11 protein-coding genes and 1 pseudogene are annotated in these 15153 nt (G+C 63.9%); 4 read left to right on the forward strand and 8 right to left on the reverse strand.

Features of this window, described 5'->3' with window-relative positions:
- Positions 1 to 84 precede the first annotated feature (84 nt).
- From I7S92_RS20700 to I7S92_RS20710, 3 genes are all read left to right on the forward strand, one after another.
- Positions 85 to 5958: an AAA family ATPase gene (locus I7S92_RS20700; protein WP_197647410.1), complete on the forward strand. Its 5874-nt coding sequence runs from the start codon at positions 85 to 87 to the stop codon at positions 5956 to 5958.
- A complete protein-coding gene (locus I7S92_RS20705) occupies positions 5958 to 6986 on the forward strand; it encodes a hypothetical protein (RefSeq protein WP_197647411.1) in 1029 nt (342 codons plus the stop codon). The genes I7S92_RS20700 and I7S92_RS20705 overlap by 1 nt, the downstream gene beginning before the upstream one ends.
- A 754-nt stretch (positions 6987 to 7740) precedes the next feature.
- Positions 7741 to 9186, forward strand: a complete 1446-nt coding sequence (locus tag I7S92_RS20710) for a reverse transcriptase domain-containing protein (protein ID WP_197647412.1) — start codon at positions 7741 to 7743, stop codon at positions 9184 to 9186.
- A gap of 163 nt (positions 9187 to 9349) precedes the next feature.
- Here I7S92_RS20710 and I7S92_RS20715 read toward each other — a convergent pair whose 3' ends face one another.
- The 6 genes from I7S92_RS20715 to I7S92_RS20740 form a co-directional block, all read right to left on the reverse strand.
- Positions 9350 to 9577 (reverse strand): hypothetical protein, encoded by a 228-nt coding sequence (locus tag I7S92_RS20715; RefSeq protein WP_197647413.1) that lies wholly within the window; start codon positions 9575 to 9577, stop codon positions 9350 to 9352.
- Positions 9578 to 9599: 22 nt separating this feature from the next.
- On the reverse strand, positions 9600 to 10055 hold the full coding sequence (locus tag I7S92_RS20720) for an N-acetylmuramoyl-L-alanine amidase (RefSeq protein ID WP_197647414.1): 456 nt from the start codon (positions 10053 to 10055) through the stop codon (positions 9600 to 9602).
- Positions 10056 to 10221: 166 nt separating this feature from the next.
- Positions 10222 to 10368 (reverse strand): hypothetical protein, encoded by a 147-nt coding sequence (locus I7S92_RS20725; RefSeq protein WP_197647415.1) that lies wholly within the window; start codon positions 10366 to 10368, stop codon positions 10222 to 10224.
- 17 nt (positions 10369 to 10385) lie between these two features.
- Positions 10386 to 12269: a DUF2793 domain-containing protein gene (locus I7S92_RS20730; protein ID WP_197647416.1), complete on the reverse strand. Its 1884-nt coding sequence runs from the start codon at positions 12267 to 12269 to the stop codon at positions 10386 to 10388.
- Between the two features lie 9 nt (positions 12270 to 12278).
- Entirely contained in the window at positions 12279 to 13019 is a 741-nt protein-coding gene (locus I7S92_RS20735; RefSeq protein ID WP_197647417.1) for a GTA baseplate fiber-binding domain-containing protein, read from the reverse strand.
- Between the two features lie 127 nt (positions 13020 to 13146).
- On the reverse strand, positions 13147 to 14133 hold the full coding sequence (locus tag I7S92_RS20740) for a helix-turn-helix transcriptional regulator (protein ID WP_242070320.1): 987 nt from the start codon (positions 14131 to 14133) through the stop codon (positions 13147 to 13149).
- Between the two features lie 127 nt (positions 14134 to 14260).
- Between I7S92_RS20740 and I7S92_RS20745 the strand changes: the two genes are divergently transcribed.
- Positions 14261 to 14539, forward strand: a complete 279-nt coding sequence (locus tag I7S92_RS20745) for a hypothetical protein (RefSeq protein ID WP_197647418.1) — start codon at positions 14261 to 14263, stop codon at positions 14537 to 14539.
- A 75-nt stretch (positions 14540 to 14614) separates the two neighbouring features.
- On the opposite strand, the gene I7S92_RS20750 is transcribed toward I7S92_RS20745, so the two are convergent.
- Both I7S92_RS20750 and I7S92_RS20755 read right to left on the reverse strand, forming a co-directional pair.
- Positions 14615 to 14938 carry a hypothetical protein gene (locus I7S92_RS20750; protein WP_197647419.1) on the reverse strand — a complete coding sequence of 108 codons (324 nt, stop codon included), beginning with the start codon at positions 14936 to 14938 and terminating at the stop codon, positions 14615 to 14617.
- Positions 14939 to 15048: 110 nt separating this feature from the next.
- A pseudogene (locus tag I7S92_RS20755) lies at positions 15049 to 15153 on the reverse strand (IS5/IS1182 family transposase); the annotation flags it as partial.

Consider the following 15153-nt stretch of genomic DNA (forward strand, 5'->3'; position numbering starts at 1 on the left):
TGATCAGGCGCGAAGGGGATACGGGTGGTTGTCGCCCGGCATGGTGTGCAATCTGTGGCCGGACAGAGGGATTGGGAGGTTTGCTTGAATTGGCGTGATGATGTTGATGCCGGTTTGACCCCTGGGCTTCTCAAGGAAATCCTCCAGATCGTTCCCAGCGACCGGCGCACTTTTGCCGAGTATTTCGATTTTATCGACAAATCTGAAAGGATGAATGACGATCTTTTCTACTCTGCCTTGCTCGACCGTATCCAGACCAGCGACGACTGGTGCCGGTCTCTGGAGGCCGCCTTCCAGAAGTCCGCGCGTGAGAAGGAGCGGCAGCGCGCGCCTTCGATGAAGATCGGGAAATGGCTGCGGAACAATGTTCCCAGCTTCGGCTCAGCGCTGCCGGAAGGTGAAAGCGTTGCGGACGGGAAGATAGAAGAAATTCTGGCCACGATGACGCCGCTTCAACGCCAGGTCTTCGATCTGGCGGGCCGGTTTGGCGGCGGCAAAGGCAAGCACCAGGAGCCTGTGTTGGCGGATGCCGTTATGGACAATGAAGGCGTTGGTATGAAAAGGGAGCCGATGCCCGTGGCAGCGGAAAAATGCGGCGGGGGAGAGCCGACGTGGATGACGCTTCGCGACAGGCTTCGATCGGCGCTGGACGGGCTGACCGAGGCTGACACTGATGCAGCCTCGGACATCTTGAACTTGGCCAAAGACCTTCAGGTCGCCTGTGCGGAGCATCAGCGCGAGGCCGCCGCCCGCGACAGGCTGCTGCTACAAGGACGGCGCGCGACTCTGCTGGCCGCCCTTGACAGTCTCGCCGATCTTCCGGGCGGGGCCGACCTTCTGGCGAAGGTCGGCGCGGTCGACGACCCTGACATCCTTGACAGGGCCGAGGAGGCCGTCGCACCCCTGCTGGCGGCAGTTGCCGACTTGGACGTGGCTGCCGTGGCCCTTGCCGACGCGGCCGGGGCCGAGCGCGATGCGCGGGCGGATCAGGGCCTCAGCCGTCCCGAAGTTCGGGCCGCGATGGACAGGCTTGACCGGACCGAAGCGGCCGAACAGACGGCCCGGAGCAGGCTGGAGGCAACCCTGCAAGATACGTTGCGGGTATTGGATTTCTCAAGGACACCGCCCGCCGAAATCCCCGCGGTCGAAGCGGAGGAACTCGTCGCTAAGCAGGACGTTCAGGTCCGATTGCCGGAAGACACCGTGCCGGAAAGGCCAGAAGAACCGATAGCTGAAATCCTGCCCCGGCCGGAGCAGGAGCCCGCAGCCGAACCTCTGCTGCCCGAGGCACTGGCGGGAGGCACGCCGGAAGCGGAGGCCGAGGAGCTTGCCCGGCTCGCGGCGATCTTCGAAGACCCGCCGGAAAGTCCGGTCGAACCCGACCCTTCGGAGGCGGAGGTCGATCTGAAGGATGAGTCCGTGGCAGTCTGGACGGGCCGTAAATCGCTGGACGATCTTCTGGCGGATTACCTTGACAGGGGCGAAGCCGCTCTGGCCTGGCACCTGGCCGATCTGGCCGAGGAGGCGGGGCACATTCCGCCGATCCCGCCGCTGCTGATCCGGGCGCTGGCCGCAGGTCCGGCGATCGCCGGTCCCTACGATCAGTCGACCCAGGCGATGGGCGAACTTCTTGCCGCCGCCATGTCGGCGCTGGAACGGGCGGAAGAGGCCGGACCCGTCGCCAGCCAGCGGGCGCGTGGCATTGCGCTGGCCGCGCTCATCCGCCCGGCCTTGATGGCCCGCGACACCAATGCGCGCGACCTCCTGGCGAACCTGAGGCTTCCCGGCACCCTGTCGGGCTATGCAGGTGTTGTCGCCAGCCTGACGGGGCTGCGGCACGATCTTCAGCCCGGGATCGCGGAACTGGCGGCTTTGGCCGGGGTCGAGAAGCAGCGCCGTGTGCCACAGGCGCTTGCCGATATCCAGGATTGGCTCCCCCGCGCGCGAGCGGCTCAGGGTCCCCATGCGCCCTCCAACACGATCCTGCACATCCTGCTTTCGGCAGGGCGTGATCTCGGCGGCCTGTTCGAGGCCGTGCTTCGCGACGATCTGCACGCCGTCGAGCACGGTCTGGATTTTCTGCAACGGCTGGCTGGCGGTCGGGCCTTCGCGGAACAACTCATCTCTGCCGAGGAAAAGGCCCTCAACCGGCCTCGCAGCGATGCGATCCGCGGCACCGCTCTGGACTGGATCTGCCGCAGGTTGCACGATGGCGCTGAACTGGTTCTCCGCTGGCGCACCGCCCGGCACGAGGACGGCATTGTCGACGACCGCCGCAAGGAGGACCTGCGGCGCCATGTCAGCGGCCTGCGCAAGGAACTGGAGCGGGTGGCGGGCGGCGCGGATGCCGACAGCGGGCTCGATGCCGCTGTGCAGCGTTGCGTGAATCGCGCGGTCCGGGACCTGATCACCATACTCGATGGTCAGGCCGGAAACACGGTGGCGATCCGCATCTCGGACGCACTGGACCTTGCTCTGCTGCGCCTGCCCGGCGACTGCCAGCCTTGCGCCCCCGACGACGACGCCTATGCCACCGAACGGATGCTTCAGCGCTCGCGGCTTCTGGCGGCGCTGTCGGCGCCCGAGACGGTGGCGGCGGATGAGGTCACGGCGCTGCGCCAACACCTTGCGGATCATGCGCTTCGGCCCGCCCGGCAGATCCTCGACCGGCTTCAGCGCGACGGCACGCTGTCCGAGGCGGAGCTTGCCGGTATGCGGCAAGAGCTGGAAGAGGCGCACCACGCCGCCGTTGCCCAGGCGGAAAGCAGGATCAGGTCGCTGCGCCACGAGATGGAACCTCTGCAAAGCATCGACCTCAGCACCTCGCAGGAAATCCAGCGCTGGCTGGACCGGCTGTCGCTGATTCTCGCCGCGCTGTCCCGCAGGCCCGAAGCCGGTCCGGTCCTGCCCATGCGCGACGGCCAGCGTGTACCCGACATTCCCGCCGATTTCCCGCAGCTTGCCGGAGTGCTGGACGACGGGCGCCAGTTGCGCGATTCGGTGCGCGCGCAGATCATGCAGGAGCAGGAGGGGCGGCTGCGCAGCCTGGTCGACCGCTATCAGGCCGAGGGGCGGACCGAACTGGCCGACCAGGCGGACCAGATCATTGCAACGTTGGGTGACAGGGATCTTCTGACCGTCGAAGACCTCCTGATCCGGTTGCAGAATGGTCAGAACCCGGCGCTAAGCGATGAGGACGAGGAGGATCACTTTTCCCGCTTCTATCCCGGTTTCGTTTTGGCACTGAACTCGGCCGATGTGGGTGGCGGAAAGATCCCGCCCGCCATCGACAGCGGCGGCATACTGGGGCCGCTGGATTTCTCGGTGCTGGACGAAGGTGAACGGAAACGCTCGGGGCAGCTGTTTGAGAACTGGCGCGCACTGAAGAATGCCATGAACCCCAATCGGACCGATCTGGGCCAGTCGCTGCGGCAGTTCATGGAACGGCTGGGTTTCACCTCGGTGGGCATCGAACGGGAAACCGTTCTTTCGGCGCAGTTGCGCACCATGCGGATGCGCTGCGACGAGCTGACGGCGCAGCGCTGGTTCCTGCCGCCCGCTTTCGGCAGCGAAGCCCGCGGCAGTTATCCCGTGTTCCTGGCCAGCGGCAATATCGATGACGAGCAGGTGACGCGCGAACTGGCGAAGGTGGGACGTGACGCCCCCTGTATCCTCCTGGTGTTCGGCACCCTCACAAAGGCGCGGCGCGAGAATTTCGCCTTGGCCATGCGCCGCGCGAAACAGACCGTGCTGCTGATCGACGAGGCCCAGGTGCTTTTTCTGGCAATGGGCACCTCGTGGATGGAGCGGCTGTTCTCCTGCGGGGCACCTTTCGGCTATCTGCAACCTTATACGACCAGCGCGGGCAGGATTCCGGCCGAGATGTTCTTTGGACGCGAGGAAGAGATCGCCAATATCGAATCTGCCACGACGGATGGCTGTCTTGTATACGGCGGACGGCAACTCGGGAAATCCGCGCTGCTGCATCATGTGCGCAAGAGGTTCCACCAGCCCCTGACCGGGCGCCACGCCTATTACCTGAAGATCGATGAATACGGCGGTCAGGTGCAGGCGGCCGATCAGATCTGGTCGCTCATCCGGCGCGAACTCGCCTCGGACCAGATCCTGTCCCGCACGGCCGAGAATGCCGACGATATCCGTGACGGCATCCGCGACTGGCTTGACCGGAGCGGCGAGCGCCGCATCCTGCTCTTGATCGACGAGGCCGACATGTTCCTGGCCTCCGAGGTTCGCAGTGGATTTCCGAACCTCAACCGCCTCAAGGACATGATGGAAAGCTCGGCGCGGCGCTTCAAGGTGGTCTTCGCCGGGTTGCATAACGTCCAGCGGATGGCAAAGGCGCCGAACTCCCCGCTTGTCCATCTGGGGAAGCCGATCTGCATCGGGCCGATGAACACCACCAGCAAAAGCAGCCTCCAGGCCCGCCGCCTGGTGACCGAGCCGATGCGGGCGGCCGGCTTCGCTTATGCCTCGCCCGATTTGGTCCAGGCAGTGCTGACGCGAGTGAACTATTATCCCTCGCTGGTGCAGGTGTTCTGCAAGGCCCTGCTGGAAGGCATCTCGAACCAGCCGAGGCCGCGGGGGCAGGGGCCGCGTTGGGTGCTGGAGAAGGACAACCTCTTCGGGAGCAACGAGGACATCAACGACCAGATCCGCGAGCGCTTCCAGTGGACGCTGAATCTGGACCCCCGCTACGAGCTGATCGCCAAGGTGCTGGCGCTGTATCGGCTTGACAGTGCCGAGCGCGACGGTGGTGCCATGGCGCCCCAGGCCATCACCAGGGAGGTGGAGGGCTTCTGGCCGCGCGGTTTCGAGAGGCTGCCGCCAGAGGATTTCCGTGCCTTCCTGGACGAGATGGTCGACCTTGGTGTTCTGATACGGCTGGGGCCGGGTATGGGCACCTATGGATTGCGTGGAGCGCAGGTGGCCCAGATGCTGGGCCAACGCGAGCAACTGGAGCATGAGATCCTCCAGATTGCCGAAAAGGAACCGAGGGTCGACTATGACGCCAGCTTCTACCATCGCCGCTCACGCCCCGATCAGTCGGATCGCCGGTCGCCGCTCTCGGACAATGCCCTGCAGAAGCTGTTCGATACCGATTTGCCTGGGCTCCGCTTCCTCGCGGCGCCTCCGGGCATCTGGGGAACCGATGTGGCACGGGCCGTGGCCGAACTGGCCGAGGGCTGGCAGGACAAGAAGGGGCTTCTGGCCGGCACTATGCTGACAGGAGCCGAGGATGAACTCCGTCGGCAGGTTGAGCGTGGAAACGGGCGGCGGGTGCTGGTGATCCCGGCAGGTAGCAAGGGCGCATCCAAATGGGCTGCCTGGCTGGCTGAGCGCGACCAGGTTCGACAGGGTAATGTGCTTCCCGTATTCGTCGGGTCGCATGAGCAGATTGCCCAGGTCCGGCCCACGGTCGGGTCGGGTATCCCTGCCCAGGTGTTCCACGCTCGACCGTGGGAGCGGAACATGTTGCGGGCATGGCTGGTGGAAGCGGGGCTTCAGGCGCTGGACACCGCCGAATGCCGTGATGCGCTGCTTGAGATTTCAGGTGGCTCGCCCTTCCTGCTGGGCGAGTTGCGCCCTCAATTGGAAGCACTGGTGTCGGGGCGGCGCAGTGAAGGTATCGGGGATACCATTCGCCAGATGGGCGGGGACTTCGACCTTAAACCCGCCGAAGCCGGCCTGCCCGCAAGCTTGGTGCCGGAATTCTGCACCGCAGTGGAGCTGCTGCAGCTGGGCGAGGAGCGGAGCGTTCTGGTTGAGTTGCTGGTCGGGGAAGGAAACGCCGACGCAGACCAGGACCTGAGGCTCATGGAGCGGCTGGGTTTGTTCCACCGGCCCGACCCGCAGCGCCCGGAGTGGATAGCCTGTTCTGCCTTGGGCGCGTTGGTGTTCAAGGCCTGCGAGCGGCCGGTCAGGGGTGGCGGGCGCTGATGTCCGTTTCGGTGCCGGAAATCTGGGCGTTGCCTGCGCCGGGTCAGTTTCTGGCTGAGGCCGAGGCGGCGGCCCTCAGGGGCGGGGCGGTCCTTGCGCTGGATGCCTCTACCCCGCGTGGCCTTGCGGCGGAACTCTCACGCCGGTTCCAGAGCAGCCACAGCGCCCACCGGCTTCAGCCGCAGTCCGGGATTCCGCCGTTGCCTGCGCTGGCGGATCTGGTCGGTTGCGAGGGCGGGCTCGGGGTCCTTGTGGCGGCTGCCGACCAAGTGGTGATCGTCGAGGGTGACGATCTGCCCTTCGCCGATCTCGAGGCGTGGAAGATCTTCCTGCACCGCTTCGGCCGGGAACGGGCGCAGGTGGGAAATGGTCTGGCGATCCTGTTCCTCGGCCCGGCGGGCTTCGGCGCCGAAGGCCTCGGGCGGATCGAATGGACGGGACGGATGAGGCGACTGGATGCGATGATCTGGGCCGAGTTCCATGTGCCGTCTGGTCGCTCGGGCCTGTTCCAAGATCTTGCAGTGAATCTGGCCGCCGAGTTGTGTGGCTGGCGGCTGGACCTCATCGCCGATCTGGTCACCCAGCGCGAGGAGGACATCCTGTCGCCCCTCGGCTGGCTCCGCCGGAATGCCGATCGGCGCCAGGATTTCGAGGTAAACTATGGCACCCGTGGTTTTTACTGCCCGGTGCATCTGCTATTTTCGGGCCAGATGAAAGAAATCGAACTGCGGATATGGCGGGCGCAGCTGTCGGCGTTGTTTCCCTGGATCGAGGAGCATCGGTTGCGGATCATCGACCGTTATCGCAAGTTCCTGCGCATCGACGACCACCTACGCAAACTGCAGGTGAACGACGTGGAAAATATCGAGCTGGGTGCTCTGAGATTTCAATTGCGCCCGTATCTTCCCCGCAACGAGCTTGAACATATCGAGGCGTTGGCGTCGATGCGCAACGACCTTGCCCACCGCAAACCCGTGGACCCGCAGAAGTTCAGGCGCGCGCTGGAGATTTCCGATACGTTACGTTAGACGCTGCGAGACAGGTCGACAACTGCTGCGCCGGTCACAGTCAACCGCTTTCGCCGCGGGAAAGGCTCAGATTGGCGTCAAAAGGCTGAAGCCAAGATCGCGATCTTCGCATATTACGAAATCTATGCCGAAATAGGGTATGGATAAACTTTATTCTGTCTCATTTCGAATACGCTGCGAGTCAAACGTTGCACGGCTATTCTACTCTAGGAGCAATGCCAAGAAGAGTTCGGCGACGACGAAGCAGTTACTGGCCGGTGCATCTTATACTCTGCCCATGTAGCGTACTGATGTTGCGCTTTCCGAGCAAGACCTACGACATCCTGTTCCCGCGCCCGTTCGATGTGGGGAAGGTTGGGCATCTTCAGACGGGGCAGGTCAGCTCGGGTAGGTTACGGCGGTAGCTTGCCTCCGCAACCAGTTTTATACAACGTTCTCAAGACGTTACGAGCCGCCCCACAGGGCGGCTTTTTGCGTTCCACCACGCAGGTCAACAATAGGTCAACAAACGGACGGATTCCGCGTGCAAGATCAGCGCGATAGTGGGTCCGCAGGACGCAGACCGCGCGAAAACTGCAGTAGAGCGCGCTCGACCGGTTTACGGGTAGTAACCCACAGGTTCTCCGTCACTGCCAGATCATCACGTCGCCAAAGAACTCAATGGCGGCTCCGGTGACCGAAGCAACCGGACAAGAATCCTCCACACGACATCTTGAAACCAAACGGCCCCCACCCCAGAATAGGCGGTATATCCATGGTTGCCATGGCGGGGGACGTGAAGCTGGACCTGTCCATGCGGATCGCCCGCCACGGTGACCTCGCCGAAGTGGCGTTTGCTGCCGAGGTGTCTGTCGTCGCGGCCCAGCCGTGCGCAGTGGATGGGTGCCCGTCAACGGTCGGGGCTGTACGAATGGGGGACCCGAACGGAGAACATATGAGAAGTCTATTTGAAGAGGTTCGAAGCGAGCAGAATGTCTTTGCCGCCTGGAGGCACGTTAAGCGAAGCGCTTTGACCTCCGGGAATACTGAAATCAAGGGCCAGGCTGCTGAGTTCGAACATGAACATCAGAAGCACCTCAGAAGACTGATTACCCAACTCAGGGAAGGCCGTTTTAAGTTCGACCCGGTCAAGGGTGTACTGAAGGACAAGAAGAAGAGGCTTTCGCAAGGCAAAGACCCGCGACCTATCGCCATTGCCACCTTACAGAACCGGGTAGTTCAAAGGGCAATCCTTCAGGTGTTGCAGCCTCGGGCTCTACTCGAGCCCAAAGACCCTGATTCCCGATCGGATACGAAGATTGATGACCGCCTCGGCAAGATCAACGACGTGAACCATTCCAAGTACGGCGTCGGGGGCCTTATGAACCCCTACGGCGGTGTTCGCCCGGCAATCAGGTCGATCAGAGAGGCGATCGATGGTGGTGCGAAGTATTTCTACCAGTCGGATATCCGATCGTTCTTCACGAAGATTCCCACTGGCACCGTGGTGGATTTTGTTCGCCGTGAGACACAGGATGACGCTCTGTCTGACCTGTTTGCGGCGGCACTGGAAGTTCACCTTGCCAATCCTGAAGAGCTCGAGGGCTACACCCAACTGTTCCCGAAGGGCGGGATCGGTGTTGCTCAAGGGTCGTCACTTTCAGCATTCGCAGGAAACGTGCTGCTCTACGACATGGATCATGCTCTGAACGATAAGGGTGTGACCGCGATCCGCTACATTGACGACATACTAATGGTATCCCCAAACGAAGCGGACCTAGAAGCCGCAATCAGTTGTGCTGAAAAAACGCTGATCAGCTTTGGTTTTGGACTGTACAACGCCTCGGATGGTTCGGGAAAAGCCGATCGTGGGGAGTGCGCCAACTCGATTACCTTTCTTGGTTGCACGATCCAGCCAAACCGCTGCGTGCCTAGTAAGCAATCGGTGCAGAACATGCGAAACAGCGTGACAGAGGCCCTTTCCAACTCGAAGGCAGCCATTCGGGAAGCAATTCGTAAGGGCGGAGGCCTCGATATAAAGTTATCCCAGAGCGCTATTCTGGACGCTATTGGTAGGCGACTCTATGGAGGGCAAAAGGCGTTTGCGTTCTGCACCGATTTACAGCCGTTCCAGCAGCTGGACGATCATGTCGCCACCCATATCCTCGACTATCAGGAATTCGTGCGGCGCAGCCTGAAAGGCAAAAGCGCTGAAATTTAGATGCTGGTGTACGGCATACCGTCCACGAGAGCTTTGTTTGCTGCCCATGGACGGGGGACCTAAACGGGGCAAGGCTCATCTCCTGGCTGCGTGTGCCATTCAGGAGGATTGGCTGTATCGCGCGCCGCACACCCATCTAAGAAATCGCGGTGCGGTTCGGGCCTCACTCCCTTTCTTTCACGACATACCCTGCCACGAAGTTCACCGCCCCCTGGGCCAGCGCGAGCCCTCCGGCGGCGAGCGAAGCGCCGACCTCTCCACCGCAGGCCTCCGACAGCCCCGGCAGCCAGGGCGCGATGGTCGCGGCCACGATCGGGCCGAGAAGGCTCGTCCAGCCGACGGCGGCCATCTTGCGGGTGGGGCGTAGGGTGGCCTGGTTGATCAGTTTCATGTGGTCTCTCCTTTGGGGTGCTTCAGGCCCGGTTGATCCAAGTGTGCACGACGAAGCCCGGGCAGGCTTTGGCGGCGTGGTCGTTGTGACCGGTGATGCGTGTGATGGCGGTCTCGGCGCGGATGGCCTCGATCAGGCCGCGCAGGGCCCGTTCCTGGGCGGCTGTGAAGTTCCGCTCGAAGGGATCGGTCGCGGATGAACCCGCTCCGCCGATTAGGCAAATGTGGATGACACCGCGATTGTGGCCTTCGACCCCGGCCCCGATCTCGGTCTCCGCGCGGCCGGGCAGGATCGCACCGTCGCGATCGATCAGATGGTGGTAGCCGATCTTGCGCCAGCCGCGTTCCTCGCGGTGCCAGCGGTCGATCTCCTTGCGCTTGGCGGTGAGGGGCTGGCCGCGCATCCAGTCGGGGTGGGTGGCGGCGCAGTGGATGACGATCTCGTCCACGGGGTAGCGGGCGCTGCCCTGGAAGATCATCGGCCCGGCGGCCGCCGCGATCGCCGGTGGCTCCGGGTTTCGGATCGCGCCTCGTTCAGCCGCCACGGCCTTCAGGGAAGCATCGGTGCGCGGGCCAAAGAGGCCATCTTTCGGGCAAAGAAAAACCCCGCCGGAAGGGTGGGGCGTGGGGCGGTCTGGGCGGGGTTCAACCGGCGGCGGGCGGGTCCGGCGGGGGGCTTTGCGCCTCCCGGGCGGCGGCCAGTTCAGCGGCGAGAAGCGCGCAGCGTTCGGAGAGGATCGCGATCTGCTGGCGCAGTTCGGCGACATAGGCGGCGGAAGCGGATGGCGACATGGAGGCTCCTTTCAGTGTCAGAAGTCAGTTTCGAGGTGGAGGCCCGTGCATTCGAACGCGACAGTCGCGGCGGTGGCGCCGTTGTTCAGGAAAAGGCGTGGGGCAAGGAAGGTCGCCGCCTGTGGCAGGTCGGTCGTTACTTCCTGTTCGAATACCGCGCTGGTCAGTTCATTGACCGCGCGCAACCAGACCGAGGTGCCCGCCGCAGGGCACCAGATTGTCAGGGTGATAAGCCCCGCCGTCGCGACCGGAAACCCGGCACCGAGATCCACGAGGGCTGGCGCGCCGGTTGCGTCATTGCTGACCAGCTGCCAGTTCGTGTGCGTGCCGCGCTGGAAGCCGAGGCCGATGGCTTCGATGAGAGCGGAAAGGGTTGTGGTCACGGCGAGGGCGGCCACCGAGGACAGCAGGCCAAAGAAGTCCATCCCGGTCGCTTGCAGGGTGGTCAGGCTGATCCGGGCGACAAGGGTGAAGCCACCGAGGCCCGCGGCATTGCCTCGCCAGCAAGTCGTGACGGCCGAGCGTTGATCGCAGACGGAATCCACCACTGCGGCCGAGGTCACGCGCCAGCGCCGGGAGCTGGACAGAAGTGATCCCGCCGCCAGGGCGGGGTGGCTGACGGTGCCGACACTGGTCAATGCGATGCCTTGCGCGGCGATCGTCGCGGCCGAGACTGGCGCCCAGGCCCCGATCCGGTTCAGGCCCATATGCGGCTGCAAGGGGAAGTCGCGCCCGGAGGGCCGGACTACCTCCAGCCAGGGCGCGCCCGCGCGCTGCCGTCCGTAGAGGGCCAGCTTGCCTGCCGGGGGCGAGGCAGGCACGGCCGAAAGGCCGGGGATCACGATCGGCGCCGGGAACTCCGCCCGCCCCGTGGCGCGATCGATCACGAAGGCATCGAAGAAGGCAGAGCCGTTCGGCGAGACCTTCAGCGACACATCATCGGACCCGAGAAGCCCGAACAGCGCCCGAGCCGAGAAGCCGGTCTTCAGGGCAAGGCTGGCATCATTCCCGGCCGCAGCCTTGTTGATTGTCGCCTCATGCGATCCGCCTGCGTTGTTCAGAAGCGTGGCGGCGGCGTTGACACTGAGCCGATTTGTGGCATCGGGCGAGGCACCGCCGAGGCCCAAGCCCAGCACGGTCACGTTCGCCGCGGCGGCGCCGATCGCGGTCACGCTAGCCGCGAAGGTGACAGTGGGCGTGTTGATGATGGTGCTGCCCAGCGCCCCTGCGGTGTTCGATCCGAGGTTGATGACGGTCGTCGATCCGGCTGCGCCACCAGTGCCGAGGTTCACGGTCTTGGTGACGCCCGTGGTCGTGCCGCCGGTGCCGATGCCATAAGTGGCAGTCGTCGTCGCGGTGCCGATCGTCACCGCCGAATTCGAAAAGGTCGTGGCCCCCGCAAAGGTCTGGGCGGCATTGCCGAGATGGGCGAGCGTTGCGGAGAGGTTCGGTAGGGTAAAGGTGCGGGTCGTGCCCGCCGAGAGGCCAGAGAGATCGAAGGCGGCAAGCTTGGTCGGGTCGGCATCATCGGCGAGGCGAAAAAGGTTGTCAGGGATGGGCAGCGCTGCCTGCCGTACCCATGCGCCACCGAGAAAGGTCAGGGCAGCATCGGTGGCACGATCCCAGACGGACCAGCCCTCGGCCGGGGGATAGAAGGCCCAGGCACCGTCCTGCCAGGCTGCGATCGAAAAGGCTTGGCCTGCCCAAGCGGCCGTGGGTGCCGCGCCTACGACAAAGCGTGCACCATCGACCGGCGATCCCGGCGGAGCGTTCAGTCCGGTGCTTTCCACGGCAGGCTGCACAAGGGCATCGAGAGCGCGGAAGGCCTCGTTGACGGTGATGTGCTTCTGCGCCTGGTTTGCCTCGAGGAAAGAGAGACGGATGTTCGGGGTGTCGGCCATGGGGGCGCCTTACGTCTCGGTGAACTTCAAAGGGTGATGTCGAGAATGGCGCCGCGGCCAAGCACCGGTCTGCGCGATGCGCGCCGCGAGGGGGCCAGAGACTGGGGCGCCGAAGTCGGCTGTTTGCATCGCCGTCGTGTAGGTGAAGGCAGGCGTGGCAAGGCCGGAAACCGTCCGCACCACTTCGGTCAAGGCCCAGTTGTCGCCCGCGAAGGCGCGGGTGCGGCGCGTCCAGCTGAGGGCGATATCGCCGCCGGGGAGGTTCACCCGTCGGGCATGACAGGGCCGCCAGGGCCGCAGACCGCGGGCTGAAGGCGCGAAACTGACCGCAAGATTCGCCGGATCGCCCGCCGGTTTGCTTGAGGCGCCGATCCGCCAGTTCCAGGGTGCGCCATAGTCCGCGCTGCCGATCGGCAGGGGTTTGACCCCGCCATCGAGCACGACGACCCGCGCCCCGGCGGTGGCCGGATTGGCGATCGCATCCTCGGTGCCGAGAAGGCCACGCAGGAGCCGGGTCAGCCGCCAGCGCCCGGGCGATTGCGGGCTGGCTGCGGCGAAGCCGACGATCTCCCAAGAATCAGGCGCGGTCTCGATCGCGAGCCAGTTTGTGCCCGAAAACACCGCCGGATCGCTGACGCTGGCGAACTGGCCCGCGATCATGTCGACCCAAAGCTCGTTGCCGCGGTCGAAGCGGTTGGTCGGCCCGGCATAGAAAGGGAAGGCAAGCGTGCCAAACCAGCCCGGCCGCAAGATTGTAATAGAAGCGCTATGCTTAACCGAAGGGTGATCCGAGACCCCCCCGAATAGCCTGCTGTTTTTCCTCGAGGGTGGCGAAGGTCAAGGTGTCAGGCACCAAACTCATCCTCTCAAATTCGGGTCACGGCATGGCGGCAAAGTCTGAGCGGCGATGCCCCTCTATCATGTCGCGCAGTGCCTCCGGAGAAAGTACCTCGACCTTGTCGCCCCATTGGTAGAGATGCCAGGCCATCTCGAGCCAGCCCGCCGCGTGGAAACGCACAATCAAGCTGCCATCGGCCTGCGGTTCCAGCACCTGCCGTGGATGGAAGCGGAAGCCTGCGGCCCGGTCGGCGGCCTCCGGGGCAAAGCGCCAGACAACCTCGCCGTATTGCGCCGGATCCTGCCAGACGCCAAAGGCCTGCGCGGCGTATTCGGCGATGGTGAATCCCTCCTGCAGTGCGAAGCTTTCGTTCAGCGTTTCGGCCTCGTGGATGAGGTCGATGCGGAAGTTGCGCACTTCATCGGCCTTGGCCGGATCGCGAGCAGCAAGATAGGTCCGATGGCCCAAGAGGACCCCGTGCGGTTCCAGGATACGGGGTGCCGCGTCCTGATTGTAGCGCGCCCGCAGACGGAAAGGGCCACGCAGGGATTCGATGATGGCGTCGAGGATGTCCGGTTGAAGGCTGACCTTCGGCCCTGGCCTGGTGACCTGGCCCATCGCCATCAGTACGGCTTCGGCATCCGCCTCGACCCGTGCGCGGGCCGGCACTCGTGCAAGCAGTCCATCGCGCAGGTCGTTCAAGGCCTTCGCGTGGCGCAGCCGTCCCTCGGCCTCGGCCGTACGGGCCGCAATGTCGAGCGCCTCGACGCCGGTTTCGTGCCGAAGCTGAAACTGCGACAGGCCGGGATTGACCAGCCGCCAGCGTCGCTTGCGGTCCTCTCCATCCGCAGCTTCGACATTGCCGAAGGTCTCCTCAAGCGCATCGGTCATTCGCTGCGCGGTGCGGTGCGAGACGCCGAATTCCTCGCAGATATCCTCCAGACTGACGCCGCCGCGCCGTGCAGCGGCAATCTGGGCAAGACGGATCAGATCTTGGGCCTTGGAAAACGACATGCGGCCTCGCAAGCCTGTCAGAGATTGTCACCCCTGCAGGCTAGGAAGGTTGGTGCGACCTGTCGAGCCGATTCCCGAGTGATTTCCATCACCAGTTCCTTGGCCCAGCAGGCGCACCAACGAATTGAGAGGAAAAACAATGGCTGGTCGTGTCATCAGGATCGAAAGGGTTTCATCGCGAGGCGGCATCGTCGAGGAGCCTGTCTTCACGTCTAAGGGCTATCAGCTTGCCGATCCGGCGCATGGCAAACACAAGCACCACGCCGAACACGCGACCTATGTCCGAACGCTGGACGAGGCGGCCTCGCTTGTCAGTCGTGGCTTTTCGCTGCGCATGGGCGCAAAAGGCAAATCGCCATCCCTGATCGCGCCGAAAAGCCTCCGGATCGTGCGCGATAGTGATGTGTCGTTCGCCTGAACCTGCGAATGGTTCAGTTGGGGCGCGCCGATTTATTGGCGCGCCATGCCCGACAAGAATTGACACCCAAGGTGGTTATTGAAGAACCTGTGACCTGACGAGACGATTCCGGTTCGGGTTGCGCTCACTTACGATTTCAGGGCGACCATGAGGAACCTCGGCGGCAACATCCTTTTCTCGGCGACCGACCTGATGCGGTTCATGGGCTGTGCCCATGCAACGACGCTCGACCTGATGCGCATGCGCGGCGAGGGGCCGGAGCCGGGAGAAGACTCCGAGGATGCGGCGCTGCTGCAGAAACAGGGCGATGCGCACGAGGCAGCGCATCTGGAGAAGCTGAAGTCCGCCGGGAAAGCTGTGTTGGAAATTCCCCGCGGTGATCTGGTCGCCGACGCGCAAGCAACCCTGGCGGCGCTGGCGCAGGGTGCTGAGGTAGTCTTTCAGGGCGCGTTCTTGTCGGGCAACTGGGGCGGCTGGTCGGACTTCTTAGGCTCCAGACTCATTGAGTTTCAGAGCCAGAACATGACGGTTGCTGCGAGGGCGATAGCGGAGAAGAAGGTTTCCGGGCATCTGTCGTATCGGGTGGCAACGCGTCTCCAGTCCTTCAGCCGGCC

This window comes from Tabrizicola soli (genome assembly GCF_015999335.1).
Taxonomy (GTDB): domain Bacteria; phylum Pseudomonadota; class Alphaproteobacteria; order Rhodobacterales; family Rhodobacteraceae; genus Tabrizicola; species Tabrizicola soli.